This is a genomic window from Dyella kyungheensis (assembly GCF_049913195.1).
Lineage (GTDB): Bacteria > Pseudomonadota > Gammaproteobacteria > Xanthomonadales > Rhodanobacteraceae > Dyella > Dyella kyungheensis.
Genome location: NZ_CP183983.1, coordinates 3,418,554 through 3,444,794, shown reverse-complemented (window position 1 = coordinate 3,444,794; position 26,241 = coordinate 3,418,554). Strand labels below are relative to the sequence as shown.

At 65.1% G+C, this 26,241-nt stretch carries 20 protein-coding genes; 11 read left to right on the top strand and 9 right to left on the bottom strand.

All coding sequences use genetic code 11. The features are described 5' to 3' along the window. The first annotated feature begins 159 nt into the window (after positions 1 to 159). From ACN9MB_RS15535 to ACN9MB_RS15510, 6 genes are all read left to right on the top strand, one after another. Positions 160 to 738: a GspH/FimT family pseudopilin gene (locus ACN9MB_RS15535; RefSeq protein ID WP_204634220.1), complete on the top strand. Its 579-nt coding sequence runs from the start codon at positions 160 to 162 to the stop codon at positions 736 to 738. Next, positions 735 to 1,232 carry a type IV pilus modification protein PilV gene (pilV, locus tag ACN9MB_RS15530; protein WP_426269518.1) on the top strand — a complete coding sequence of 166 codons (498 nt, stop codon included), beginning with the start codon at positions 735 to 737 and terminating at the stop codon, positions 1,230 to 1,232. Before ACN9MB_RS15535 ends, pilV begins: the two co-directional genes overlap by 4 nt. Further along, positions 1,229 to 2,215: a prepilin-type N-terminal cleavage/methylation domain-containing protein gene (locus tag ACN9MB_RS15525; protein ID WP_426269517.1), complete on the top strand. Its 987-nt coding sequence runs from the start codon at positions 1,229 to 1,231 to the stop codon at positions 2,213 to 2,215. Before pilV ends, ACN9MB_RS15525 begins: the two co-directional genes overlap by 4 nt. A 70-nt stretch (positions 2,216 to 2,285) precedes the next feature. Further along, positions 2,286 to 2,846 (top strand): pilus assembly PilX family protein, encoded by a 561-nt coding sequence (locus ACN9MB_RS15520; protein ID WP_426269516.1) that lies wholly within the window; start codon positions 2,286 to 2,288, stop codon positions 2,844 to 2,846. A gap of 54 nt (positions 2,847 to 2,900) precedes the next feature. Beyond that, positions 2,901 to 6,632, top strand: a complete 3,732-nt coding sequence (locus tag ACN9MB_RS15515) for a pilus assembly protein (RefSeq protein ID WP_426269515.1) — start codon at positions 2,901 to 2,903, stop codon at positions 6,630 to 6,632. A 33-nt stretch (positions 6,633 to 6,665) separates the two neighbouring features. After that, positions 6,666 to 7,085 carry a type IV pilin protein gene (locus tag ACN9MB_RS15510; protein WP_204634225.1) on the top strand — a complete coding sequence of 140 codons (420 nt, stop codon included), beginning with the start codon at positions 6,666 to 6,668 and terminating at the stop codon, positions 7,083 to 7,085. Between the two features lie 181 nt (positions 7,086 to 7,266). On the opposite strand, the gene recD is transcribed toward ACN9MB_RS15510, so the two are convergent. Genes recD through recC form a run of 3 tightly spaced genes read right to left on the bottom strand, consistent with a single transcriptional unit; the run spans position 7,267 to position 16,371 of the window. After that, entirely contained in the window at positions 7,267 to 9,243 is a 1,977-nt protein-coding gene (gene recD, locus ACN9MB_RS15505; protein WP_426269514.1) for an exodeoxyribonuclease V subunit alpha, read from the bottom strand. After that, complete coding sequence (recB, locus tag ACN9MB_RS15500) at positions 9,227 to 12,892, bottom strand: exodeoxyribonuclease V subunit beta (protein ID WP_426269513.1); 3,666 nt, start codon at positions 12,890 to 12,892, stop codon at positions 9,227 to 9,229. The genes recD and recB overlap by 17 nt, the downstream gene beginning before the upstream one ends. Next, complete coding sequence (gene recC / locus ACN9MB_RS15495; RefSeq protein ID WP_426271930.1) at positions 12,889 to 16,371, bottom strand: exodeoxyribonuclease V subunit gamma; 3,483 nt, start codon at positions 16,369 to 16,371, stop codon at positions 12,889 to 12,891. Before recC ends, recB begins: the two co-directional genes overlap by 4 nt. 453 nt (positions 16,372 to 16,824) lie before the next feature. On the opposite strand from recC, the gene ACN9MB_RS15490 reads away from it, so the two are divergent. Then, entirely contained in the window at positions 16,825 to 17,544 is a 720-nt protein-coding gene (locus ACN9MB_RS15490; RefSeq protein WP_426269512.1) for a hypothetical protein, read from the top strand. Positions 17,545 to 17,580: 36 nt separating this feature from the next. Here ACN9MB_RS15490 and ACN9MB_RS15485 read toward each other — a convergent pair whose 3' ends face one another. After that, the gene (locus tag ACN9MB_RS15485; RefSeq protein ID WP_204634229.1) at positions 17,581 to 18,030 is read right to left on the bottom strand and encodes a hypothetical protein; all 450 of its coding nucleotides are present in this window, start codon (positions 18,028 to 18,030) and stop codon (positions 17,581 to 17,583) included. Positions 18,031 to 18,314: 284 nt separating this feature from the next. Here ACN9MB_RS15485 and ACN9MB_RS15480 point away from each other — a divergent pair, with 284 nt between their 5' ends. Further along, positions 18,315 to 18,794 carry a hypothetical protein gene (locus ACN9MB_RS15480; RefSeq protein ID WP_204634230.1) on the top strand — a complete coding sequence of 160 codons (480 nt, stop codon included), beginning with the start codon at positions 18,315 to 18,317 and terminating at the stop codon, positions 18,792 to 18,794. 23 nt (positions 18,795 to 18,817) lie between these two features. On the opposite strand, the gene ACN9MB_RS15475 is transcribed toward ACN9MB_RS15480, so the two are convergent. Beyond that, the gene (locus ACN9MB_RS15475; RefSeq protein ID WP_425490761.1) at positions 18,818 to 19,711 is read right to left on the bottom strand and encodes an alpha/beta hydrolase; all 894 of its coding nucleotides are present in this window, start codon (positions 19,709 to 19,711) and stop codon (positions 18,818 to 18,820) included. 193 nt (positions 19,712 to 19,904) lie between these two features. Here ACN9MB_RS15475 and ACN9MB_RS15470 point away from each other — a divergent pair, with 193 nt between their 5' ends. Next, the gene (locus ACN9MB_RS15470) at positions 19,905 to 20,228 is read left to right on the top strand and encodes an antibiotic biosynthesis monooxygenase (protein WP_426269511.1); all 324 of its coding nucleotides are present in this window, start codon (positions 19,905 to 19,907) and stop codon (positions 20,226 to 20,228) included. Between the two features lie 3 nt (positions 20,229 to 20,231). On the opposite strand, the gene ACN9MB_RS15465 is transcribed toward ACN9MB_RS15470, so the two are convergent. The 4 genes from ACN9MB_RS15465 to ACN9MB_RS15450 all read right to left on the bottom strand — a co-directional run bounded on the left by ACN9MB_RS15465 (position 20,232) and on the right by ACN9MB_RS15450 (position 25,054). Further along, positions 20,232 to 20,777, bottom strand: a complete 546-nt coding sequence (locus ACN9MB_RS15465) for a cupin domain-containing protein (protein ID WP_426269510.1) — start codon at positions 20,775 to 20,777, stop codon at positions 20,232 to 20,234. Between the two features lie 142 nt (positions 20,778 to 20,919). Continuing rightward, on the bottom strand, positions 20,920 to 23,109 hold the full coding sequence (locus ACN9MB_RS15460) for an alpha-N-acetylglucosaminidase (RefSeq protein WP_426269509.1): 2,190 nt from the start codon (positions 23,107 to 23,109) through the stop codon (positions 20,920 to 20,922). Positions 23,110 to 23,204: 95 nt separating this feature from the next. Beyond that, positions 23,205 to 23,975, bottom strand: a complete 771-nt coding sequence (locus ACN9MB_RS15455; protein WP_426269508.1) for a LytR/AlgR family response regulator transcription factor — start codon at positions 23,973 to 23,975, stop codon at positions 23,205 to 23,207. Then, positions 23,972 to 25,054, bottom strand: a complete 1,083-nt coding sequence (locus tag ACN9MB_RS15450; protein ID WP_426269507.1) for a sensor histidine kinase — start codon at positions 25,052 to 25,054, stop codon at positions 23,972 to 23,974. Before ACN9MB_RS15450 ends, ACN9MB_RS15455 begins: the two co-directional genes overlap by 4 nt. A gap of 170 nt (positions 25,055 to 25,224) precedes the next feature. On the opposite strand from ACN9MB_RS15450, the gene ACN9MB_RS15445 reads away from it, so the two are divergent. Further along, complete coding sequence (locus tag ACN9MB_RS15445; RefSeq protein WP_426269506.1) at positions 25,225 to 25,716, top strand: hypothetical protein; 492 nt, start codon at positions 25,225 to 25,227, stop codon at positions 25,714 to 25,716. Next, positions 25,709 to 26,200: an SRPBCC family protein gene (locus tag ACN9MB_RS15440; protein WP_426269505.1), complete on the top strand. Its 492-nt coding sequence runs from the start codon at positions 25,709 to 25,711 to the stop codon at positions 26,198 to 26,200. Before ACN9MB_RS15445 ends, ACN9MB_RS15440 begins: the two co-directional genes overlap by 8 nt. Positions 26,201 to 26,241: the final 41 nt, after the last annotated feature.

The window sequence follows — 26,241 nt, the reverse complement described above, 5'->3', positions numbered from 1 at the left end:
TGATTTATAAGTATTTATTTTCTCGCGACGAGAGCTGCTCAAATCGAAACGGCAAGTTCTTGCCGTTAATCGGCAAGTTCATACCGTTCGTCGTCGCAAGACTTTGCGATTCTTCCTGTAAGGAATAGCCTGCTCCCAAGTCATAGGGGAGGCTTGGCAATGCATGTCGAGGCGAGGCAGCACGATGCCTGCGCAAGCGGGCGAGGTCGCCAGCGGGGCTTCACGCTGGTCGAGTTGATGGTGACGCTTGCCGTGCTCGTCGTGCTGATGGCGGTGGCGGTGCCGAGCTTTCGCAGCATCACGCTTTCCAATCGTTTGACCACCAATGCGAACGAGCTGGTCGGTGCGATCCAGACCGCCCGGATGGAAGCGATCAAGCGCAACGCGCGCACGCAGTTCTGCAGCAACTCCGATACCAGCAATACCACCGATACGCTTGGCGATGCTTGCGATGCATCCGCGGGCGCCGTGGTCGCGCTATCCGGCGCGAATGCGGTGGTGGTGCGCGAAAGCAACCTCAGCCTGACCGGCGACCTGCAGTTGCACGGCAACGTGACGGCGCTTCGCTTCAGTGCCCAGGGCATTGCTCACGCCACCAGTAGTTCAGCGCCTTATACCGGAACGGTGGCGGATATCTGTACGCCCTCGCTGAGTGGCGACAACCATCGCGTGATCAGGATGGCTGCTGGTTCCGTCCTGCAAACGGACACGGAAACTTCAACCGGATGCTCGCCATGACGATATTCCAGACACCCAGGAGTGGCGCGTGCGCGCGTGGCATGGGACGGCAGCAGCGTGGCGTCGGTCTCATCGAAGTGCTGGTGGCGGTGCTGGTGCTGTCCGTTGCCTTCCTTGGCATCGCGGCACTGCAGGCCATGTCGCTTTCGACCAACAACAGTGCGATGGCGCGAAGCATGGCGACGATGGCGAGCTATTCCATTCTCGATGCCATGCGCGCCGATCTCGCGGCGGCCAAGCAAGGCAGCTACAACACCGGCACGCCGCTCAAAGCGAGTGCCTGTCCGGCTGCGGGGACTTCGATGGTGGACACGCAGAAGCATGACTGGTGCGAGATGCTGAAGGGCGCGCTGGGCGAAGTCGACACCACCACCGGCAGCATCAACTGCGTCGGCACGGAAGGCGATTGCACCATCACCATCCAGTTCGACGACAGCCGGGCCGGCAAAGGCGGCGAGCGCAATCAGACGGTGGTGACGAGGGCGATGCTATGAGGCAGATGCGCCTTCCCGCCGCGAGTGCACGTGGCTTCACCCTGATCGAGCTGATGGTGGCGATGCTGCTTGGCCTGGTGGTCATTGCGGGTGTCGGCAGCGTGTTTCTTTCCAATCAGCGCGTTTACCGTACCAATCGCGCACTCAGCGATGTACAGGACAGCTCGCGCGTGGCCTTCGAGTTGCTGGCGCGCGACATTCGCAATGCAGGGCTTACCGCGTGCAGCAACAGCGGTCGTATCGGCAACGTGTTGAACTCCGGGCCCAACGCCGGCGGCACGGAGTGGTGGGCCGACTGGGGCCACGCCGTCCGCGGTTTTGCGGGTGACGACACCGATGTGGCCGCAGGCACCAGCGCAGGGGACCGCATCGCCGGTACGCCGTCGGTTCAATTGATCGGTGGCGATGAAAGCAGTTTCAGCGTGGCGACGCACGATCCGACCACGGCGACGTTCACGCTCAACGAAAGCAGCGCCGACTTGAATGCGAGTGGCGTCTACGTCGTCTGCGATTTCGACCACGCTGCGATCTTCAAGGCCAGCGCGTTCAACAACGGGGCCAAGACGATCGCCCACGGCACCGCTGGCGGCAATTGTTCCGCCGGGCTGGGCTACCCCACCGTGTGCACCGGTACCGCCAATAGCTACACGTTCGGCGCGAACGCGCTGATCACCCAGCTCAACGCGGCCGATTGGTACGTGGGAAGGAATCCCGCGAATGGCACCTCGCTGTACCGCCTGACGCGCAACGGCAATGCCTTTGAGCGGTTGGAAATGGTGCGCGGCGTGGTCTCCATGGGGCTCACCTATTTTCAGCCCGGCCTGTCCACGCAGTTCGTGGATGCCGCCACCGTCACCAACTGGGCGCTGGTCTCGGCGGTGCGGATCAACTTGAGAGTGCAGAGCAGCGACGGCACCGCGGGCGCCAGCCCGATCGGCCGCTCGTTCACCACGACCACGACCGTGCGCAACCGGGTGGAATGACATGAAACCGATCACTCCTTCAAGTAGCCCGGCAGCATCGACACGCAGGCATCGGAAGCAGCATTGCGCGGTGCCTGCAGGTAAGGCGCAAAGAGGCGTGGCGCTGGTGATTGCCCTGATCCTGCTGGTGGTGTTGACCCTGGTGGGTTTTGCCGCCATCCGCGGCACGCTGATCCAGCAGAAGATGGCGGCCAACCAGTACGACCGGCAGATCGCCTTCCAAAGCGCCGAAGCAGCATTGCGTGCCGCCAAGTTGCGCATCATCGGCAATCCGGCCGAGGTCGCGCGCAATTGCCGCACGGGTTCGACGGTGTGCCTGTCCAACCCGTTCAACGACACGAATCTGCCCACCGGCAGCATCTACGACGTGAACGCAGGCACGGCGGCAGGGCAGTTCAGTGCATCCGCGATGGCGGCCAGCAAGCCGCAGTACGTCATCGAGAACATGGGCAACTGGGCCGATCCCGAATCCGATACCGGTTTCGATCAGAGCGCCAACTCCTACAACTACGGCAATTCCGGCGGTTCGACCACGGCCGTCTATTACCGCATCACCGCGCGTAGCGGCGATCCCGCGGTAGTGGGCGACCGGGCCGTCGTCGTTCTGCAGGCCATCGTCAAGCAGCGCTGAGTTCCATCGACAGGCGCTGCCGACGGCGCGCCGTTCACCTCTAGGGGCGGTTCCATGAAAAACCACGTCAGTCTGCACGGCCGCGTGAGGCGTTTTGCCAGTCGGTTGCTTTCCACCAGCGTGACGGTGCTGGCGCTGGGTGTCCTTTCGACACCTGCGTCGGCGGTAACGGTGGATCAACAGCCGTTGATCATCCAGAAATCGCTGCCGCCCAACATCGTGCTGATGTTCGACGATTCCGGCTCGATGGCCTGGGATTTCATGCCCGATGCGAAATTCCTCAGCGGTGCAACGACCAGCAACGGCACCACGCTGGTGGACATCGATGCGCTTCGCTATGCCGGCAACAACGGCACCTACTACAACCCGACGGTGACCTATACGCCGCCCGTCAAAGCCGATGGCACCCGTTATACGACGCCAAGCGGCATCGACAGCGCGTTCGTCGACGGTTTCCGCAGCACTACAACCACCGATGCGACGCAGTACGCGTCGGACAGTTTTTGCGACTACAACAACGTGAGTTCGCGCAACTGTTCGGCGGGAAACAGCACCTCGTACCACTACTTCAAGTACTACTCGGCCATCACGACGACATCGAACGACACCAGCACGTACGCTGCCACTCCCACATGCAGCAGCGGTACGCTGGTGAAGGATGGCAGCGCCAACAACGGCCTATGCAAGCGCACCAGTGGCGGCAACACGACTTACCGCAATCCGAACACTACCGGCTGCACCAGTCCCGACACGTATCTGCCGGCCAGCCTGCTGTGCCAGAAGATCACCACGGTCACCACCACGACCAACCTGTTCACCTATACCCAGCTGCAGAGCAACGGTACCTACACGCGCAAGTACATCGGCAAGACCGGTGCCTGCACAGCGGCAGGCCTCACCTCGACCACCTGCGACGACAGCACGACGGCGCAGCAGAACGTGGCCAATTGGTTCTCGTACTACCGCACGCGCATCCTGATGGCCAAGAGCGGCCTGATGAGTTCGTTCTCGGGCCTGGATCCCACCTTCCGCGTGGGCTTTGGCTCGATTGACGGCAACAACGATTCCAAGCTGCCCAGCGACCAGTCCAGCAAGAACGATATCAAGATCGCCAATGTCAAACCCTTCAGCAGCCAGAAGAGTGCGTTCTGGACCTGGCTCGAGGGCGAAACGGCCAGCAGTGGCACGCCGTTGCGTTCGGCGCTCGATGCCGTGGGTCAGTACTACAAGACCGACCAGCCGTGGGGTTCGATGAGTTCCGATCCTGACTACGGCACGGCCAGCGGCAGCACCGAGTTGGCCTGTCGCCAGTCGTACACCATTCTGACCACCGACGGCTTCTGGAACGGCGCGGCTGCCTCCACGCCGATCGGCGATGCGGACAGCACGTCGAAGACCAACACGGGCGCCAACAACCAGTCTTATACGTTCACTGCGGCCAAGCCGTACAAGGACAGCCTGTCCGGAACGCTGGCCGACGTCGCCATGTACTACTGGGTCAACGACCTGCGCACGAACACCTCCAACGAAGTGCCGGTCAACAATGAAGACCCGGCGTTCTGGCAGCACATGACCACCTTTACGCTGGGCCTGGGCTTCACGCCCACCGGCATCTCGCCCACTGGCACCACGGTGGACCAGATCTTCAACTGGGCACGCGGTGGCACGGCGATCAGCAATTTCAGCTGGCCCACGCCCAGTTCCGACAGCATCAACAACATCGCCGACCTGGCGCATGCGGCAGTCAACGGGCACGGCGGCTTCTATTCCGCGACCAGCCCCGAGGCCTTCACCAGCGCCCTCAAGGATGCGCTCAAGCGCGCGACCGAGCGCGTCGGCACGGGTGCCAGCCTGGCCGCCAACTCCACGCAGCTGAAGACCGGTACGGTCGCCTATCAGGCCAACTACTACACGGCGAAGTGGAAGGGCGACCTGAAAGCGTTGTCGATCAATCCGAACTCCGGAGCAATCGCCACCAACCCGGATTGGACGGCGACAGCGGCATTGCCCACCTACACCAGCCGCAAGGTGTACACGTACAACGCATCGGCCACGTCGACCAATCTGCCGGTGTTCCAGTTCACCGCGGACAATGTCGGCATGCTGTCCACTGCGCAGCAGAATGCGCTGGGCGCCAGCACGGCCGCGCAGCAGACGATGATCAACTATCTCCTGGGCGATACCTCGAAGGAGCAGCGCAACTCCGGCACCTTGCGCAACCGCGACACGCCGCTCGGCGACATCGTCAATTCGCAGCCGGTATACGTGGGGGCGCCCAACGCCAACCAGTTCGTCGGCAAGAGCTTTACCGGGTCGACCACCTTCGCCAGTTACGCCTCGGGCAAGGCGAATCAGGCGGGCCTCATCCTGGTGGCAGCGAACGACGGCATGTTGCACGCCTTCAATGCCAGCACCGGCGCCGAGGTCTATGCGTATCTGCCGTCGGCCGTGATCACCAGCAATCTCAAGCAACTGGCCGATCCCGCTTACGGCGGCACCGACGTGACGCACCAGTACTTCAACGATGGCGAGTTGACGGTGGCCGACGTGTACTACGGCAGCCCGGGTGCGTGGCACACGGTGGCGGTGGGCACGACGGGCCGGGGCCTGGCCAAGTCGGTCTATGCGCTCGACGTCTCCGATCCCACCGTCTTCAAGTTGCTGTGGGAACGCTCGGCGGCCGATGGCCTCACCAACAGCAGCTACATCGGCCAGATGAATGGCAAGCCGGTCGTCGCACAAACCGCCGACGGTTCTTGGTCGGTGTTGATCGGCAATGGCTACAACAGCAGTAACGGCGCGGCGGCGCTGCTGCAGTTCGGCATCACCGATGGCGCCCTGACGGTGCACACCACCAGCGATGCCGCCACGGGCAACGGCCTGGCGGCTCCGGCGGTGTGGATCGGCAACAGCGCCAACGGAATCAGCACGGTCGCCTACGCGGGCGACGCCAAGGGCCAGGTGTGGAAGTTCGGGCTCAACGACGGCACCGCCGCCACGCCCAACAGCATCGGCGAGCTGGTATTCACCGCCAAGGATTCGGGCAACAACGCGCAGCCGATCACCGCCGGCATGTTGATGGGGCGCGATCCGGCCACCAGCAACCTGTGGCTGTTCTTCGGCACCGGCCAATACCTGTCCACCACGGATCTCAACAGCAAGGCCACGCAGTCGTGGTACGGCCTGATCGTGCAGGCAAGCGGCGGCACGGTGGTCACCGACCTGATCTCCAAGGGAAGGGCGGCGCTGAAGCAGCGCGAGATCCTGGTCGAAACGGCGGGCGACAGCACGGCCACGCCGCCGGTATCGCCCGGACGCGCGGTTACCGCCAAGCCGAGCACCAGCGATCTGACCGACAAGTCCGGCTGGTATATGGACCTGACCTCGCCACTCAATGGTGCCGAAGGCGAACGCATCGTCACGGCCAACCAGTTCCAGGGCAGCATGCTGCTGGGGACCACGCGTATTCCGGTGGCGACCGATGCCTGCAACCCCTCCGGCCGTGGCTGGATCATGGCGCTCGATCCCTTCAGCGGCACGGCGGCCAGCACCAGCTTCTTCGATCTCAACGGCAATGGTGCGATCAACGACGCCGACAAGGTCACCTCGGGCAACAACACCTATACCAACAGCGGTATCGGTTTCAGCTCGCTGCCGAACAACCCGATCTTCGTGGGCGGCGTGATGCTGGTGAGTTTCGACAACGGCTCCAACAGCAGCGTGTACACCGCGGGCTCGCAAGGAACCTTCAAGCGCGTGTCGTGGCGCGAACTGATCAACCCCTGAGGTAGCCCCATGCGAACGAGGAGAACACGCCAGATGTCACGCCATCACCGCAGCAAGGGCACGGGCTTCAGCCTGATCGAGATGATGATCGTGGTGGCGATCATCGCCATTCTTGCCGCCATCGCCATGCCGTCTTACCTGCGGCACGTGGGAAAGACCAATCGCGTTGCCGCGCAGGCGTGCATGGCGGAGTACGCCAACTACATGGAGCGTTACTACACCGGCAACCTGCGCTACGACCAGACGGCGGCGGGTGTCGCCAATGCCGATCCGCATCTGGACTGCCAGTCGCAGATCGCCCGCAACTACACGCTGGTGCCCGCGACCACGTCCACCTCGTTCACGGTGACGGCGACACCGACCACGGCGCAGCTCGGCCGCGATACGCAGTGCAGCACGTTGACGCTCAATCAGCGCGGGACGCGGACGGCTGGGGCGGATGGATGCTGGTGAGGGTTTGAGTGGTGGTCGTGTTTGCGCCCTTGTTGCTTGGAGGGCACGGGGCGATTGGAGGTGAGTCGCTTCGTTGAGTCGCGCACAAGTGCGCTCCCACAAATAACGACGCCACTGTGGGAGCGCATTTGTGCGCGACTCAACGCGCCGCGGCGGCCTTGCAAGAAGGAACGCCGCCGCCTTACGACCAGCGCTGGTGCAGGCCCGAGTGGCGGTGCACGGGTTGTTCCACCGCCTGGCGCAGCATGGCCGAGGGTGCCAGCAGGCTGAACCAGCGGCGGGCGCGGGTGATGCCGGTGTAGAGCAGTTCGCGTGTCAGCACCGCGCTCGCTTCGGTCGGCAGGACCAGCGCGGCGTGATCGAACTCCGAACCCTGGGATTTGTGCACCGTCATGGCGTACACGGTTTCCCGCTCGCTGAGTCGCGAAGGCAGGACGAAGCGGATACGCGTGCTGCTGTCGCCCGCGCCGCCGGCGACCTCGAACGCCACGCGCAAATGGAGTACGCCTTGCTCGTCCGGGACGCGCAGTGCGATGCCCACGTCGCCATTCATCAGGCCAAGGCTGTAGTCGTTGCGCGTGACCAGTACGGGGCGTCCTTCGTACCACTCGTGGGTGGTGTCGATCAGCTGCGCCTGATGGAGGATGCCGGCGATCTGGCGATTGAGGCCTTCCGCGCCGAACGGGCCGTGTCGCAGCGCGCACAGCAACTGGAAGCTGCCAAACGCCTGCAGTACGCCGCGAGCCCAATCGTCCCAGGCTTTCGCATCGGCGCGGGGCGCGGGGCGTTCGCGCTGCAGCCATTGGAGGTAGTGGCGATAGCCTCGAGCGTGCAAGCCGCCGTCGTGCGGCAGGAAGCGCGAGGCGCCGCCGTCCAGCACCAGGTCGGTGAGCGAGCGCGCGTCCGCGGCGGCGTCGATCCAGGCGATGTCCGCATGGCGTTGCGAAAGCAGTGCGTGCACCTGGCTCGCATGACCTTCGTTGACGCGTTGCGCCAGCGTGCCGATGCCGCTGTCCGCGCCGAAGCGATGGCTGTGGCGCAGCATGGCGACGTGCTGGTCGAGCGGGCGCGCGTCGCCGCGTACCCAGGCATCGATGCGGTCGCCGGTGGTTTCGCGCAGCCATTGCGCGGTCGTTTCGTCGTAGTGGCCGGTCTCGGCGCGCCGGCACAGGTCGCCGAGCACGGCGCCGGCTTCCACCGACGAAAGCTGGTCCTTATCGCCGAGCAGGATCAATCGCGCGTCTTCCGGCAAGGCTGCCAGCACGGCGGACATCATCTCCAGATCGATCATCGACGCCTCGTCGATCACCAGCACATCCAGATGCAGCGGATGGCTGCTGTCGTGACGGAAGCGCCGGGTATCCGGCCGCGCGCCCAGCAGCCGGTGCAGCGTATCCACCTGATGGGGAATGCTGGCGCGCACGTCGCTGTCGACATCGAGCTGGGCAATTTGCGTGCTGATCGACGACTGCAAGCGCGCTGCGGCTTTGCCGGTGGGCGCCGCCAGGCGAATGCGCAACGATCGCGCGGTTTCCTTGCGATGCAACGTCTGCAGCAGGCCCAGCAGGCGCACCACGGTGGTGGTCTTGCCGGTACCGGGACCGCCGGTGATCACGGTGAAGGCGCCACGGGCGGCGAGTGCGCAAGCCACGCGTTGCCAATCGGGAGAGTCGGAGGAAGAGGCGGGGAACAGGCGCGCCAGTTGCGCCGACAGCAGCGGCGACACCTCGTGCGTGCGTGCCAGCCGTTGTCCGATCGCCTGCGCCACGCGCTGTTCGTGGTTCCAGTAGCGGCGCAGATAGAGGCGGCTGCCGTCGAGCACCAAGGGCGATCCCGACGAGGATGCATCGTCCGGCGATGCGACCAGCGCCGATGGCAGCAACGACGACGATGCGCCTGCTGCTTCCGCAAGCATGGCGCGCCAACCGGCCGGCCAGCCCGCATCGTCGGCCAGCGATTCCCAGGCCGACAGATCCAGGCACAGATGGCCATCGGCCTGTTGTCGGCTCACCAGTGCGCCAAGCAAGGGCAGTGCCGGCGATGCGGCAGGATCCTGGGCCACGAGGAATTGCGCAAAGGCCGCATCCAGCGGTCGCAGCCAGCCGCGTTCGATGGCCAGTTCCATGGATGTGGCTTGAGCATCATGCGACACGGGCATGCTCCCCGGTGGCGAACAGGCGATCCATGGCGTCGATCAACCCCTTGGGCAGTCGCTCGACATGCACGCCGTGGCCCGCGCCATCGACGCCGCGCAGATACAGATAGGCGACGCCGCCCATATGGCGTTCGTAGTCGTAGCCGGGCAATCGTGCGCGCAGCTGTCGATGCAAGGCCAGCGTGTACAGCGCGTACTGCAGGTCGTAGCGTTCGCGCAGGATCGAGTCGCGCATCGCTTCCGCGGTATACGCGCTCGCATCGTTGCCCAGCTTGTTCGATTTGTAGTCGATCACGTAATAGCGGCCTTGCTGTTCCACCACCAGGTCGATAAAGCCCTTGAGCAAGCCATGGATGCGCTCGGCCAGCAACGCGAGGCGCGGGCGGGCCTCCAGCGTATGCGCGGTGACCAGGCGATCGAGCACCAGCGTATCGACGTGTTGCGCCTCGAACCAGAATTCCAGTTCGGCGTAGTGGCTGGACATCTGAGACAGCGCTGCGCTGCTGCCGTCGGGCAGGTCCAGCGGCGTGCGCAGCAGGCCGGCCATCCATGCCGTGAGCATGGGGATGTGCGCTTGCCAACCGCGGCGCTGGCAGCGGCGGGCGATCTCCTTTTCCAACGCCGCTGTATTTTCCGCAGCCGCGGCGAATCCTTCGTCGGCCGCCCATTCGAGCAGGTCGTGCAGGAAGGTGCCGGCTTCCGCGCCGGCATGGAACGCATGGATGCCTTGCGCGGGTGCACTCGGAACATCGGACGGCGCGGGCTGCTCGGCACTGGCCTCGATCAGGATGTCCTGCGTGGCCGTTTCCGGTGCCGGAACACGGGTCTCTTCCACCTCGGCATATTTCAGGCCGCTGTAACTGGATACGCGCCAGCGCTCCGCCGCCGGTCCCTGGTAGAGGCGTGCTTCCCATAGCGGGGCGACCTCGTCCTGCGTCGCCGGAAGAGGATGCATGCCGGGCATGTCGAGTGTGCGGATCGCCATGCCGGGCTCGGCATCGCGCAGCGCCTGCAGGCGCTGCATCAACTCGGCAGGCTCGATCCTGGCACCACCCGACAACACATAACCGAATGCCGACTTGTGCAGTGTCGATGCCTTGCCATTGCCCGAACGCGTGCACGCCACGCCCATCCAGCAGGCGTATTGGGCACGCGTCAGAGCGACATACAGCAGGCGCAAGTCTTCCTGCAGGCGTTCGCGATCGGCCTGGGCGAGGGCGGCGTCGTTGGCGCGAAGATCCATGCGACGTTCGCCATCCTCGTCGTGCCAGGTGAAGCTATCGTCCGCCTTCAGTTCGCGCGCCGAACAGAGGAAGGGCAGCAACACCAGCGGGTATTCCAGTCCCTTGGACTTGTGGATCGTCACGACCTTGATCAACGCCGCTTCGCTTTCCAGGCGCACGATCTGTTCGTCGGCGGTTTCCGCCTGTGGATCGTGCGCGGTGGCCATCTGCGCTGCGAGATAACGGATCAGCGCATGCTCGCCATCCAGCGTCGCCGCCGCATGCTGCAGCAGTTCCGCCAGATGCAGCAGATTGGTCAGCGCACGCTCGCCATCGGCATGGACGAGCAGGCGCGACGGCAGATCGAAGGCATGCAACAGGTCGTGCAGCATCGCCAGGACGCCGTGGCGCTGCCAGGTGAAGTGCAACTGGCGGAAGCGGTCGTCGCAGGCTTCCCAGTGGTGTTCGTCGAGATTGAGGCGATCGAGTTCCTGGTCGCTCTGTCCCAGCGTCGGCGTGGCCAGCGCGGCGCGCATGGCGCGGTCGGAGCCCGGTTCCGCGCAGGCGCGCAACCAGCGCAGCAGATCGGCCGCCTCCGGCGAGGCGTAGACTGAATCGCGATCGGAGAGATAGACGCTCTTCAGTCCGCGGCGCTGCATCTCCTCCCGCACCTTGGCCGCCTCGGCGCCACGACGAACGAGGATGGCGATGTCGCCGGGTCTAAGCGGGCGCAGTGCGCCGTCGGCGCTGCGAAATCCGCAGCGGCCGTCCTGCGCGGCGGCCAGCAGTTCCACCAGATAGCTGGCCGCGTGGCGTGCCATCAGCTCGGTGTAGGCCGTGCTGCTGATGGCCTCGTCGCTTTGCTGTACGGCCAGTTGCAAGGGCGGGAGCGGCTGGTCGTCCAGCACCAGCTGGTCGCCGCGCCCGCGGGCATCCACGGCAAAGAACGGCAGGGCATCGCGGCCGCGTCCGAACGCAAACGCGCCATCCTCATGCGTGTCGGCGAACGCGAACACGCGGTTCACTGCCGCCACCAGCGGCTGGGTGGAGCGATAGTTGGTGCCCAGCGTCCACATCGGCTGCTGCGCGCTGGTGCGGGCGCGAAGATAAGTGTGGATGTCCGCGCCGCGAAAGCCGTAGATCGCCTGCTTGGGATCGCCGATCAACAACAGTCCAGTGGTGTCGCGACGTGCATACACCCGATGGAAGATGCGCCACTGCAGCGTATCGGTGTCCTGGAATTCGTCGATCAACGCCATCGGATATTGCGCAGCGATGGTATCGGCCAGGCGCTTGCCGGTATGGCCGTGCAAGGCGCCATCTAGGCGCTTGAGCATGTCGTCGAAGCCCAGCTGCGAGCGGCGCAGCTTGGTTTCTTCCAGCTTGGCCGCCACCCAGCGCGTGGCATGCGCCAGTACCGGGGCACGCCACGGCGCGATCAAGCCTTGCGCTTCCACACAGGCTTCGATGGCGCTGAAGGCGGCGTGCTGCAGTGCTTGCGCGTTCTTGTTCTTGGCCGCCGCGAGCGCCGACTGGGTGTAGCGGGGCAGGGTGGCCGACGCATCCGCGGCGTCGTTCGCCCAGGCGCGAAGCACGGCCAGTTCGTCGAGCACTTTCTCGCGGCGCATCTTGTTGCCGTTCAACGCACCGGCCTCGAGCGCCTGCAGGAACATCGCGTTGATAGTGTCGATATCCTCCAGCCAGCGCTGCCGGGCCTGCGCTTCGGCGACGGCAACCGTGCCGACGTGATCGCGAAATCGATCGAGCACATGCGCCGGGTCGGGCAGCGGCTTGCCGTCCAGCCGCAGGCTCTCGGGCGGCTGGCGCAACAGGGGGCGCAGGTCGGTCTGCAGGTCGGCGGGGCTTTTCCACCAGCGCGTCACCAGGGCGGCGCCATCGCGATCCAGCGGAAAGAAATGGCAGCGCCAGTAATCGCGCACGATGTCCGCGAGCAGCGCGCTTTCATCCGTATCGGTGTCCTGCACGAACGGGTGCCCGCTGTCGAACGCATGCTGGCTCAGCATGCGCTGGCACCACGCATGGATGGTGTGGATCGCCGATTCGTCCATCCACTGCGCGGCCAGATCCAGCTGGCGCGCGGCACGAGCCTGGGCATCGTCGTCGGCATAGACAGCGATCAGGTCGCGCAGAAAATCGTCCGCTTCGCGACGCCCGCGAAACGCGTCGGCCGCTTCGCTCAATCGCTCGCGGATGCGTTCGCGCAACTCCGCCGTGGCGGCCTTGGTGAAGGTGAGCACGAGGATCTGCGAAGGCAGCAGCGTTTTGCCGCCCGGCGTGCCGTGACCCAGCACCAGTCGCAGGTAAAGCGCGGCGATGGTCCAGGTCTTGCCGGTGCCGGCACTGGCTTCGATCAGCTGGATGCCGTGCAAGGGCAGTTGCAAAGGTTGCAGCGGCGCCGTGGTGCTCATGCATCCGCCTCGTGGGAAAGCGCGGTGAGTATCGGTTGGTAAAGCGCCAGCCAGTGATGAAAGCCGCCCGCCTCCAGCGCCTCGAATCGTGGCCATGAACGAGCGAGGTAAGCGTCCTCCTGCAATTCGCCCACGGCGCCGAAACCGCTGCCTTCATAGGCGAGCTGCGCCTGCTTGCGTGCCTTGTCCGGGTCGTCGAGGTTCTGCAGCCACGCGAAAGCCGTCTTGCGGGCGATCGGCAGCGGCATGCGCATGCCTTCGCGCAGGCTGGAGAGCAGCGCGTTGAGGCACATGACGGCGTCGTCGGTGCTGATCGGCGGCAGCAGGAGCGTGCTGTCCACGCCGATGATGCGGGTCTGCATGTGCAGCCCCACGGCGTGTGCCACCACATGGATGACCCACGCGTTGATGGCCTTGTCGTAGCGAAGGTCGCCTTTCTGCAGCAGCTTGCCGGTAGCCAGCTCGAGCCTCACCAGCGTCTTGTCGTCGCCTTGGCGCAGATCGGTGAGCCAATCTTCCAGCCGCACGCCGTGCGCTTCGTGCAGCACTTCGATCTTCTCGGCGGCCAGCGGCCAGCGCGCGCAGGCGGCCAGCCAGCGCGTGGCGAGATCGCCGCCTTCGCGAGCCAGCGCGTCGCGCGCCAGTTCGCCAAAACCACCGGGCGGCAGGCTGCCCTGGTCGGACAACTGCCGGGTGGCGATGTCGACGGCCGCCCGCGCATCCGTGGCGGCCACGGCCGCCCGCAGCACGCCGGTGGTGGCGATATGGCGTTCGAGTGCGTTGAGGCCGAACGGTTCGTCGTCCATGGTTTCTTCATCGCGCTCGCCAAAGTGCACCTTCAGGCGATGGTTGAAGAAGTGACGGACGGGGCGTGCCAGAAAACTTTGCAGCAAGCCGATGCCGACGGCGGCATCCGGTTCCCACGCGGCGAGCGGTGCATGGGCCGACGCATCCTCGTGACCGCGATGCGCCTGACGCCATTCGCGCGCATAGGTGAACAGGCGGGCATCGGCATCCGCGCTGAAATAGCGCCGTGAAAAAGGCTGCAGCGGATGCACCGTGGTCATGGCATCGAGCAAGTGCTCGCCGGCACGGGGCTCACTCGCGTCGTCGCCCTGGCGGACCCAGCCGGCCGCCACGTAATCGCGCAGCTGGCCCACCAGCACCGAGGGCGGCAGCACGCTGTTGTCGCGCACGTTGCGGCCCACCCAGCTGATGTAGAGCGCGTCGCGCGCGGAGGCCAGGGCTTCGAGGAACAGGTAGCGATCGTCTTCGCGGCGCGAACGGTCGCCGGGACGGGCATGGCCCGGCTGGGCCATCAGATCGAAATCGGCGGGTGCCTGGCGGCGCGGGTAGTCGCCATCGTTCATGCCGAGCAGGCAGACCACGCGGAACGGGATCGCGCGCATCGGCATCAAGGTGCAGAAGCTCACCGCGCCGCCCATGAATCGCTGCGACAGGCGGCTTTCGTCCATGGATTTCAGCCAGTGCTCGCGCACGATGTTGAGCGGCAGCGGTGCGGTGAAATCCGCTTCGATGCACGCCTGCTGCCATTCGTCCAGCGCATCGTTCAAACGCGTAAGGCGGTCGCTGTCCGACGGATCGTCCGCATCGAAGAAGTCGATCAGCAGTTGCTGCAGGCGCTGGTGCCATGCATTTGGCGCAGCTGGCTCGCGCATGCGTGCCCACCACTGCTCCAGCCGGTCGAGCAGTTGGATGAGCGGACCGATCAGCGCGGCATCGAGTCCGCCGACTTCGCCATACGGAGCGATGCCGTGCCAGGTCTCGCCATCGCCCACGGCGTAACCGAGCAGCATGCGGCGCAAGCCGAAACGCCAGGTGTTCTGTTCGATGCCCGGCAGTTCGAGGCTTTGCTTCTGCTGGCGGTCGAGCCCCCAGCGGATGCCGGCGCCTTCGATCCAGCGGCGCAGCGTGGGCAGGCCGTTGTCGTCGATGCCGAAGCGGGCGCGCAGCGCGGGCACGTCGAGCAGGTCGAGCAGGTCGCTCACGGCGAAACGCGATTCGGGCATCGAGAGCAGGTGTTCCAGCGCCACCATCAACGGCACGGCGCCACGCGAGGGTTGGTCCGCCACCGAGAAGGGCAGGTGGCGCGCGTCGTCCGGTGGCAGGCGACCGAACACGGCCTGCACGTGCGGCGCGTAGCCCTGGATGTCGGGCACCATCACGATGATGTCGCGCGGGGAAAGTGGTTCGCCACGTTGCGCGGCATCTTCGAACATGGCCAGCAACTGGTCGTGCAGGATTTCCACTTCGCGCTGCGGATTGTGCGCGACATGGAAACGCAACGAGTTGTCGCCGTGCTGCCACGCCTTGCGCTGCGAGGGATCGGGCGGCAACGGTTCGAGATCCAGGATCGCTTGCTGCATCTGTCGCAGCAGGGTGCTGGCGTCGGTATCGGCGAACAGGTCGATGCTGCGATTCCATGCGCTGAACTGCTTGCGATAGCCCTCGGGCTTGTCGAACGCATCCAGCAGGCGGATGTAGTCGCGGCCCTGCCGTCCCCACGCGGCCAGCAGCGGATTGGCGTGCAGGTGCAGGTCTTCGTAGCGCGGTTCGCTCGGCAGGCCCGGCTTCAGTCCATGCCGACGCTGGCTGGCCTTGAGCAGTTCGCGATCCTCGATGATGTCGGCCCAGTAGTGCCGGCAGGGATTGGCCACCAGCAACATCACCTGGCTGAAGCGCGACAGCGCGGTAAGCGCTTCCAGCGTCTGCTGCGGCAAGGAGGAGATGCCGAACACTACGATGCGTCGCGGCAGGCTCGCCGGGCGCCTGGCGAGGCTGGCGATGCGTTCCAGGAAGGCCTGGTGCACGGCGGCGCGATGGTTGTGGCGTTCCTCGCCCACGTCGTCGAGCAGGAGTTGCCAGAGCCGCGCCTGCCAGCGCTGGTCGGCCGGCAAGTCGGTGTGCGTGCCGCGCAGGTCGTCGCGCAAGACGTAGCGGTCACGCTCCCAGTCGATCAGCCAGTCCGCGCGGTAGACCTGGTACTGGTCGAACAGGTCGGCCACGCGTTCGGCCAGTTGGAAGCGCTTGCGCTCGTCCGGATCGTCGCGGAGAAAATCGCGCAGCGGCGCGAAATCGGCTTCGTGCAGATGGGCTGGCAACAGGCGCAGCAGACGCCAGCTGAGGCGGGATTTGTCGAACGGCGAGGTGGTGGCCACGGCCTCGCGACCCAGCACGCTGCGATAGGCCGCCCACAGGAAACGGCCGGGCAACTGCACGTCGATGGCCGCGCTGATGCCCAGGCCGCCTTCGGCGGCCGGCCGCGCCAGCGCCCATTTCAGCCACTGGGCGATGCCGTTGCTCTGCACCAGCATCAGTTCGTCTTCCAGCGGGCGCAGCGGCGCGCGCGCCAGCCATGCGGTCAGCAGGTCGCGCAGGTCTTCCATGCGATTGCCATGGATGACCATCAGGCCCGGCTGGATCGGGCTTTCCAGTGGCAGATCGAGGCTATGGCTCACGTCGGGCAAAAGGGCGACTCGCTCATGGGCACATTCTCGCCGAGCGGGCGGGAGATGTCCCGCATCATCGTGCGGTCCTGTCGCAGGCGGCGAGAACGGGGCGAACGCTCGCGGCGTCGTTTCGGGGCGGTTTCACTGAGCGCTCCGTCACGCGGGGCGGATGCCGCCCCACGCAGCATGCGAATTTGCGATTGGACGCAAGGAAGCGGCGCGTCGCGATCGACACAATCCGCGCGCCTCGTCGTGATGGTGCGCGGATGCGTGCCTAGGAACACCTGTCTGACATCACGCGACGGGGCACCGCTGGTGTAACTCCTTGCGGCGCAAGAAAATGCTTTGTTTTCCAGGTGCGCCAAGCGCGTTCTGCGACGTTAGGATAAGCCGTCAGATCGGCACGATGTATCCACCGCAGAGGGCAAGACAATGCACGGATGGCAGAACAGGGCGTGGGCTGTGGCGCTGGCCACGCTGATGGTTTTGGTGGCGCCGCTGGCCGGTGCGCAGACAAGCAACGCCGCGCCTGATGCCGACACGCCGCCCACCGATGCCGATCTCGCCAACACGCGTTGCGTGTCCGGCGAGGAGAAATTCCTCCCCGGCGACTACTACTACTGCCTGGGCTCGCAGTCGTACGGCCTGGGTCGCTATGAGAACTCGCAGCGCTTCTTCAAGACGGCGGCCAGCTGGGCGAGCAAGCCGGCGCAATACGTGTTGGGCGTGATGGCGCTCAATGGCGACCACCAGCCGGTGAATCGTCCGCTGGGACTGGCCTGGCTTGCGTTGGCGTCCGAGCGCGCGAATTCCGACTTCAAGCAGGCCCACGACACGGCCTGGAAGAAGGCGACCGATGCGGAACGCAAGGCCGCCGAACAACAGCTGGCCGCACTGCGTCCGGTCTATGCCGACGCCACCGCGGCGCCGCGCGCCGAACGCCGCTATGCCGATGGCATGGCCATGCTCAATCGCTTGAGCAATCAGGGCGCGAAGTACTGCATGGCCGGCATGAACGATCCGTCCAAGCCGCCGGCCGATCCGATGAGTTGCCCGCCGGTGCAGATGGTGATGAAGACGGTGGATGCCGCTGCCGTGAATGTCTTCGACGGCTGGGCCGGTCACGTCACGGTGGGACCGTTGCAGCAGGCCTCGCCGCCGGAAGCCGCCGCCAAGCCGTAAGTCCGGCTCGATGCGGGGAAGGCGAGGGCGCGCGCCTCAGTTGTGCGCGTCCATCGCCCAGCTGTTGGTCAGGCTGGTGATGTCGGCCAGGTTCATCGATTGCTCCGCGCGCTCCAGCGCGCTGCACGCGGACTCCGCGGCATAACGCATCAGGTACGCCAGGTGGGCACGGTACTGCGTGCCGATACCGTGCGCGCGGATCATGCCAGCCGCTTCGGCAAGGCATTCAAGGTCGCTATAGGCGCGGTCCAGGTCGGTGCTGCTGGAACATTGCACGAAGGCCGATGCGCCATCGGGGTCGCGCGAACGAAGGCTCACCACGTCTTCCACCAGGCGTGCCGCCTGGCGAGCCGCGAACACCAGCACATCGGCGGCCGCGTGCGACAACTCACTGTCGGATACAGCCCGATCGGTCAGCTCCACGAGGCTGCGAGTGACGACCAGCAGTTGGGCCACGGGGCGGCCCGCGGTATCGCTATGAGTCATGGTTCCGGCTCCCCCTTCCGGAGTGGTAATCCCGCCATTGTCCACGGTGTCGTGACATTTGTGTACACACGGTCACTAGGAATTTGTGACCCCCTGCGCAGACACCATGGCGATTTGCCCCCGCTATCGGCTTGCCGCTGCGCTATGCCACTGAAAGCGCAGGAGCTTATAGTGGCCGCGCGGATGGCGTGGCGGGCGCCGCAAGCGTCGGTACCCTGGCAACGGCCGCATATAGACCGATTCAAACGCTGTCGTGTGGAAGGCCAACCAAGGAGAGAGACCTCATGAAAGCACTCGTCACCCTCATGCTGATCGCCGGTTTGGCGCAGAGCGTGCCGCTTACCGCGCGAGCCGCAGGGAGTGCTTCCTTGCTCGGCAGTTGGGCCCTCGATACATCGCGCATGTCATTGGCGCCCGAGGCGCGGCCGAAGAGCGTGACGATCAGTTTCAGCGATGCAGGCGGCAAGTGGACGACGCACGTCGATATCGTCAGTGCCGACGGCGCGGAAAGCCATGCGCTCGGAACCGGCGCACTCGACGGCGCGCCTGTCGCCGTGCAGGGCAGCCCGGAGGCCGATGTCGCCGCGTTCAAGATGCCCGCACCCAATGTGCTGATCATGAGTTTGAGCAAGGGCGGCATTCCCGGCTCCACGCGCATCTACAGCGTGGAGCCGGACGGCAAGCATCTCGTCGAGACGTCCGCGTATTTCGGCGACCAGGGCGTGCCGGTCTTGAAGACCTATTACTTTTCGCGCGTTCGATAGGACTCCCTCCGGGAACCCGTCGCTCAGTTCTGCACCATGCCAATGGTGCGCAGCCACACCTCGACCAGATGCGGCCAGTCGGAAATCGGCTGTGCCGTCTTGCGCAGGCCGAACGCGTGGCCACCGTGCGTGTACAGATGCATCTCCACCGGAACGTCGGCCTTCTTCAGCGCGGCGTAGTAGACCAGCGACTGGTTCACGCCATCGACGTCGTCGTCTTCGGCCTGGGCCAGAAAGGTGGGCGGCGTGTCGTGGGAGACGGTGACGTTCTTGTTGAACTTGTCGTCCTCCGTGGCCAGGTGGCCCGGATAGATGGCGACGGCGAAGTCCGGGCGGCTGCTTTGCCGGTCCGCCGCGTCCACCGGTTTATACAGATCCTTCTTGAAGCGCGTACTCACTTCCGCCACCAGATAGCCGCCCGCCGAGAATCCGAGCACGCCGATCCTGTGCGGATCGATGTGCCATTCGGCGGCACGGGCGCGCACCAGTCGAAGCGCCCGCTGGCTGTCCTGCAGCGAGGGCACCGACGTAGTGAAGTTGTGCGGACGGCAATCGCATTGCCATACATAGGGCACGCTGGGAACGCGGTATTTCAGCAGGATGCAGGTGATGCCCTTGGCGGTGAGCCAGTCGCAGATCTCGGTACCTTCCAGGTCGATGGCCAGGATCTGGAAACCGCCGCCCGGAATCACCATCACCGCAGCACCGGTATTCACTCCGGTGGGCGAGTACACCGTCATGGTGGGACGCGTGACATTGGTGATTGCCCCCTTGGTGAGGGTTTCCGGTCCGGGGACAGGCTGCACATCGGGCGCTGCGCCCGGCCAGAGCGGTATTTGCGTGTGGCCGGCGGCGGGCTGCCAGACCATGGGGTCCGCGCAAGCGCTTCCGCCGGCGAACAGCAGGCACACCATCAACATCCATCGCTTCATGCGCAGCTTCCTTGGGTTATTCGAGTTGGTTGTACGACCCAGCCAGGACGTTGGCGTGGGCGCTCGATTTTTCCGAGTGTGGACGGCGCATCGGGCGTGCAGCGGCTGTTCCTGTGGAATTTTTCGGGCAAGCTTGGGTTGCCCGCCCGGGTGAATGCCCGATCCCCCAGGAGACCTGATGAGCAACGCTACTCCCGCGTTTTGCGCGCTTTACCGTTGGCGGCTGCATGCCGGTTCCGAACCGGCATTTGTCGAAGCGTGGTCGCGTGTGACTCAACTGCTGCGGGCCGAGCGAGGCTCGTTGGGTTCGCGCTTGCATCGGGGGCCGGACGATATCTGGTACAGCTACACGCAATGGCCATCGGCCGCGACAAAAGCCGAGGGGCTGGCACGCCCGTCGGTCGACCCGGAGGCCTGGCAACGGATGCGCGATTGCATTGCCGAGAGCCTGCCGGAACTGGTGCTCGAAACCGTTGCGGATTTCCTGGCTCCGCTGCCTTAGTTTTCAGGCCACGTTGGCAACGTCATCGAGCTGCAGCGGCGGCCCAAGGAACTCCACGCCCCACTGGCGGCCGAATGCATCCAGCGCGGTTCGGGCTGGTGGCCCGTCCGCCATCAGGGCACTCAGCTCGCGGAAGAACACGTCCGCATGCATGCCGGGCGTGATCAACACGAGCTGACGCGATGGGCGATCGCTTAGATTGACGAAGGCGTGCGGCGTGCCGCCCGGCACCGTGACGACATCGCCCTCAGTGATCTCGAAACAGCGGTCGTCCAGGCGCATGAGATAGCGGCCCTGGAGCACGCGGAAGACTTCCGTCTCGGCGTGACGGTGGAGCGGAGGGCCGAAGCCCGGCGCATGCAGGGTTTCGATCACCGACGCAGCACCGCCGAAGGTGTCGGGCGAGAGACGAACCCATAGCGTCAAGCCCAGGGCAGGAATGGCGATCGGCGCGTCGGTCGACGCGGCCATGGCGGTACCCCGTTCGCGCAGCGGGCCGGGATAGCCGTGCGGCAAGGCGATCGATTCCACGGGTGATGCGTGACGCATGGGTGTTCCTGCAGCGCGAGGACTTTAGCCGTCCGGACGGTTTCCAAGCCTAGGGCGGCACGTCGGTTTGCGTTGTCGATAACGAAAGACGCTTTGCCAATTCGCACGGTGCGAAGACGATTCGAACCAGTCGCAAGCTGCCTCAGTGACGGGAGGGCGCGAGTACCTTCTCGATTCGCGACGCCACTTCATGAGCATCGCCGGCCGGTTGGTCGGGATAGTGTTGCGTGCCGTGGTTCCAGGCATCGCCCATGGCGAACCAGTCGATCGGTTTGGCGGTGGCGCCGGTGCGCAGTGCTTCGTCCAGCCCGTTAAAGTAGGTGGCCCAGCGCAGTCGGTAGTAGTCGCGGGTCAGGCCCGCCCAATCCTTGTTGCCGTAGTCGTGCAGACTGGCGCCTTCGCTCGCCTTGCGATCACCCCAGGTAGTCAGCAGGGAGCGGCCGTCGTAGCTGAGCCGCTCGCGCTCTTCCGGCGTGGACGCCCACGGCTCGATGGCGGCGAGCCAACGGCCCACCAGGAAGAAGCGGTTGGTGGACAGCAACTCGTCCTGCAGATCCATCAGTTGCAGCCAGCGTTGCGTGAGGGTGTGGAAACGCGGGCGATCCTTGCCGTCGTATGCAGCCTTGATCTGCGGCAGCAGCAGGCGGCTTTCGTTGGCGAGGGTCTGGCGGGCGATGTCCACCAGATCGTATCGATAGGTTTCGCTGCCACGCAGCGCGGGCGACACCTTCAGCATCTCGGGCAGCGCTTGCTTGAACGCCTCGGCGCTGTAGCGCATGGCCTCGGGCGACCAGTTCGAAGCGCGGTTGACCGTCAGGCTGGGCTGCGCGTCGAACAGCGATTCCTGCGCTGCGTCGCGCTCGCTGTTGAACACCACTTCGTCGATACGGATGTCGTACGCCGTGGCGAGCAGCACGTTCCAGGCAGCGCTGGCGTGCGCGTCGTCCGCGCCATAGCGGCGGCGCACATAGTTCGCCGTCCACTGCTTCGTGTCGACGGGGTCGATGCGCCAGGCCATTTCCGTGAACAGATCGAAAGCGAAGGGATTGGTGTCCATGCCTTCGGTAAAGAGTGCGGTGCCGGCCATGTTGCGTTGGGTTCGTCCCAGCCGCTGCAGCCGCTCGGTGATGTTGCGGATATTGGCGCCCAGCGTGGTGCGGCCGCCGAATTCCCAGATGCCGCCGAACAGGAAGGACGCATCCTGGAAGTCCTTCTCGCGGTTGTCGCGCGGCACGCGGTCGTGATCGATATCGACGATCAGCAGATGCTGGCGGTCGACGCCGGCGAGCAAGTCCTGGCGAGGGTTGCCTTGCCAGGCCAGCATCATCCACTTGGCGCCCGGATGCGCGGACAGCAAGGCGTTCTGCACGTCGCGCGCCGCTTCAGGCACGGGAACGTCGCCGGCATCGCCGCCTTCCTGGAACACTTCCATATCGTAAATGCTGCTGTCGCCGAAGATATCGTGTTGGTGCCGGTAGAACGACGCCGCCAGCTTGGCGAACAGCGGATCGCGTGGATCGAGCCAGCCCGGTCGGGTGAAACCGGCCCACTCGCCCTGCGGCACCACATGGGCCTGTGGAAACCTTTTCTGGAAGTCGGCGGGCACGATGCCGTAGAAACCGGACAGCACCGGCGTGATGCCCAGTTCGCGCAGCCGCGCCACGATCTGCCTGGCCGACGCGGCGCGTTGTTGCATCAGTGTCGTGCTGATGGGGCCGTTGAAGCAGCACAGGTTGCCCATCAATTGCCAGTTCTGGTGCGCGGGCTGGGTGATCCATTGGCGGATCTCGGCGTCCGCATAGCCCACGTCGCGGAACGTCTGGTACAGCACGCTGTCCATGCCGCGCTCGACCAGCACGGCGTTGACGCCCGAAAGCGCGAGCACGTCGATTTCCCGTTGCCAGCGCGGCCAGTCCCAATAGGGTGCGGTGTAGCCGTCAACGTTCTCGTTCAGCGCATAACGATGGGCATAGTGGGCTTGCCCGTCGATGGTGTGGTCCGGCAGGGGAAACGGAGCGGAACCGACGCGGTCGCCGTTGGGAGAGATCTGTACCTGAGCCACGTACTTCAGATACCAGTTCACGCCAAACAGCAACGCGCTCGGGGTGCTGCCTTCCACTTTGATGTGCTGATTGGCGCGGCTGATGCGAAAGCGTTCGCTGCCATCGTTCGCGGGCAACGCAGCGAGTTCGAACTGCCTGGCCTGCTGCGGCAACAGGCGGGCGATGACGGCCTGTTCCGGGCGGGTATCGAAGCCTGGCGCATCCGCAGCATTCGCTGCCGTGATCCATCCGAGACATGCAAGCCAGAACCAGGAAGCCGCGATGCGCATGGGGTATCCAGACGAAGGTCGCCTGCTCATGCGAGGCGAGAAAGTGCGGAAGGGGCACTATAGCGCAGCCCAGGCTTGCCGCATCTCGATGGGCATTACAACGTGCGTATCGCGTCAAGCCGTAGCCGATGCCGGAAACGCCGGCTCACACGCAGCTCGGTGCCATCCTTGAGCGTGATGATGGCATCCCTGCTGGGCAGCAGGCTGAAACCCTGCATGCGGTCGAGCGCAACGATGCTGGAGCGGTGGATGCGCGTGAATCGCGAAGGGTCGAGCCGTTGTTCGATGCTGTCGAGACTGGCGTGGATCATGTGGATGCGCGAACCCACATGCAAGGTCACGTAGTCGCCGCTGGCTTCGATCCAGTCGATGTCGCCGGCCTCGATCCAGCGCATTTTTCCACCATGGCGTATTTCAAAGCGGGTCTGCCAGCGTTCGCCTTGCGCCGGCTCCCACGCCGCGGCTGTTTCCCGCTGGTGCGCCAGCTGCCTTTCGGCGGAGCGTTCGCGCAGGCGTTGGCGTGCCAGGCGAAGCGCTTCATCGAAGCGGTCATCGTCGATGGGCTTCATCACATAGTCGATGGCCCGCACGTCAAACGCCTTGAGCGCATAGGCCTCGTGGGCGGTGAGAAAGACGACCAGCGGCGGCGCGTCGCTGTGCATCTGCGCGAGCATGCCGAAGCCGTCCACGCCCGGCATCTGCACGTCCAGGAAAACGAGGTCGGGGCGAAGCCGGTCGATCATCGCCAGGGCATCGTCGCTGCACTCGGCTTCGCCCACCACGGTGACATCCGCCGCACGGCGAAGGCAGACGCGAACACCGCGCCGTGCCAGCGGTTCGTCATCGACGATCAGTACGCGGATCATGTCGAGCGTTCCGTGCTGCCGTGGCGCGGGATCTCGATGATGGTGTTCCATCCGTGCCGCGCATCGCCAGCGGCGGAGAAGCGATAGTCGTCCTGGTAGCGCGCGGCCAGGCGTGCCGAGGTATTGGTCAGGCCAAGGCCGTTGGCCTGGCAGCGCGCATGCTCGGTCCCGGCGCTGTTGTAGATGGAGATGCGCACCTTGTCGCCCTTGGCCGTCACGGCCACCGACAGCATGCCGGCATCGTGGCAGGGTGCGATGCCGTGGCGGATGGCGTTCTCCACCAGCGGTTGCAGCAGCAGGTGGGGAATCTGCGTCTCCCTGGCCTCGGGATCGCAGTGCACCGACACCGTCAGCCGCGTGCCCAGCCGCACCTGTTCGATCTCCACGTATTGCATGAGCTGGGTGAGTTCCTGCGCGATGGTCACATCGCCTTGCCGCGCCGGCTCCAGGGTGGAGCGCAGGAAGTCCGCCAGCAGGGAGATCATGCGTCGCGCGGACTGCGTCTCGCCTTCGCCCACCAGCGTGGAAATGCCGTTGAGCGTGTTGAACAGGAAGTGCGGAGTGATCTGGTAACGCAGTGCCTTGAGCTGCGCGTCGCGCATCAGGGATTCGGCCAGCAGCAGTTGCCGTTCGCGATCGCGGATTTCACGCCAGTGCCAGGCGCCGCGATACAACGCACTCCATGCCAGCAGCACGATGGCAGGCCCGAACGCGTTCGCAAAACCGACCAGCGCGATGGAACCCCAATGCGGGCCGCCGGGGCGGGCATGGCCCACGGTCGCTTCGAGTGCGGTGCCGATGATCGAACAGACGATGCCCAGCAGGTAAGCGCACAGCACGACCAGCAGCACCGTCTTGAACCACGGTGTCTGCCGCGAGATCAGTCGGCGGCAGAGCAGCAGCATCAGCAGGCTGGCGAAGAACGCCGATACGGAGGTGCCGAGGAAGTACAGCAGGACCGGATAGGTGTCCTTGTACGGCAATGCACCCAGCGCGCTGACCAGCCCATAGGCGAGCCAGCCAACGGTCTGGAACAGCCAGAACTGGCGACGTCCGAAGGGTTCTTTGCTGTGCGTCATAGGCAACACAGTGTGCGCCAGCCCCTCTCGGCAGAAAAGCATGCGCCGTACCGTTCAGCGGTTTCGAACGGTCCGCTGGTCGAAATCACGTTTCGGTTGTGTGGGAGGCGCCCTAGTTTTGGCCTGCTGTCCTTGAAGGCGCAGCCCTTTCCCTTCGCATCGGATACGACATGAAACCGACCGTCCACATTCCCATGAGTGTCATTCTCCAGGCGACCGCGATCGCCGGTGTGCTGGATCTGCTTTCCGCCTTCGTCTACGCCTTGCTCGAAGGACGCAACGCGTTGATCGTGCCGATCGGCATCGCCTCGGCCATCTGGCCGGGTGCGAAGAGTTCGCCCGGTGCAGCCATCGTGGTCGGCGTGCTGCTGCACTTCGCCATCATGCTGGCGATGGTGTACGTGTTCGCGCTGGCCGTCCGCTTCTGGTCGAAGCTCGCGTCGCAGCCCGTGCTTGCCGGCACCGCCTATGGGCTGCTGCTGTGGGCGACGATGTACCTGGTGGTGCTACCGCTGCGCTGGCCCACGGTGTTTCCGCACTTCACCGGCACCGGCGTGATGGAACAACTGTTCAGTCATGTGGTGCTGGTCGGCATGCCGGTGGCGTGGCTGATCGGCAACTCGGCGAAGGCCGCTTGCCTGGGCGTACCGGCCCATGAGTGAGCCGGTGTTCATCCAGACCAGCGACCGTTACTCGATGACCTGCTGCGTGCGCATGGCCATTTTTGCGCCGCAGGAGGTGATCTGGTGGGTGCTCACCGATGCGCAGGGGTTCTCGCAGTGGAACTCGACGGTGGAACGCATCGACGGCGATATCCGCGAAGGCGAGCGTCTTGGGCTGCGTGTGCCTGGCGTCGAGCGAGTGTTCACGCCAAGGGTGTCGCAGGTGCAGGCGCCGCGGCGCATGGTGTGGAGCGATGGCCTCCGTTTCGTCTTCCGGGGCGTGCGCCGTTTCGAGCTGCGCCCGCTGGACGACGGCGCGATCGAGTTCAGCATGCAGGAACGTTTTTCCGGCGTGGTGTTTGCGCTGCTGAGAAAGACCATGCCGGATTTCCAGCCGATCTTCGAGGCCTATGCGCGGGACCTGTGCCGGGAGAGCGAACGCGTCAACGAGCGCATGGCCTCGCGCTCCTCGCGAACCGCTTGAGCACCTCGCCAAATGGGGGAGCGCACTCGTGCGCGACCGCG